Source organism: Streptomyces antioxidans (assembly GCF_000968685.2).
In the GTDB taxonomy this organism is placed as follows: domain Bacteria; phylum Actinomycetota; class Actinomycetes; order Streptomycetales; family Streptomycetaceae; genus Streptomyces; species Streptomyces antioxidans.
On sequence record NZ_LAKD02000255.1, the window covers coordinates 1 to 952 of the forward strand.

Sequence of the window (952 nt, forward strand, 5' to 3'; positions counted from 1 at the left end):
GCCAGTAGCGCTGCCGCTGGAAGGCGTACGTGGGCAGGTCCACCACGGACGCGCCCAGCCCGGCGAACACCGCGCCCCAGTCGACCGCCACACCCCGGACGAACGCCTCGCCCAGCGAGGCCAGGAACCGCTCCGGACCGCCCTCATCACGGCGCAGCGACCCCACGACCACCGCATCCTCGGCCGTCGCCTGCAGCGGCATCGTCAGCACCGGATGCGGCGACATCTCCAGGAACGTACCGAACCCGGCGGCCGACAACGCCCGCACCGCCGACTCCAGCTCCACCGTCTCCCGCAGATTGGTGTACCAGTACCCGGCGTCGAGTCCGGTGGTGTCAATGGTGTCGCCGGTGACCGTCGAGCAGAACGGCACCTCGGCGCGGCGCGGGGCGATCGGGGCCAGGACGTCGAGGAGTTCATCGCGCAGCGCCTCGACATGGGCCGAGTGGGAGGCGTAGTCCACCGGGATCAGCTTCGCCCGCACCTCCTCGCCCTCACACTCCACCTGAAGCCCACGCAACGCCTCCGGATCACCGGACACCACAATCGAACCCGGACCATTCACCGCCGCCACCGAAATACGCCCACCCCAGGCCGCAATCCGCTCCCGCACCCGATCGGCACCCTCCGCAACGGACATCATCCCGCCACGCCCCGCCAACCCCCGCGCAATGGCCTGCGAACGCAACGCCACCACCCGGGCCCCGTCCTCCAACGACAACGCACCCGCCACCACCGCAGCAGCGATCTCCCCCTGCGAATGCCCCACCACAGCAGCAGGCACCACCCCACACACCCGCCACACCTCAGCCAACGACACCATCACCGCCCACAACGCCGGCTGAACCACATCCACCCGCTCCAGCACCGGGCCCTCGCCGCGCAAGACCTCAGTCAACGACCAGTCGGCAAACGCCCCCAGCGCCACCTCACACTCCGCGATCCGACCCGC

The 952-nt window shown here is 70.4% G+C and carries 1 protein-coding gene; it reads right to left on the reverse strand.

Translation table 11 applies throughout. The features are described 5' to 3' along the window. Nucleotides 1-952: acyltransferase domain-containing protein (locus tag VT50_RS38035; RefSeq protein ID WP_143645411.1), on the reverse strand; the 952-nt coding region annotated here is incomplete at both ends.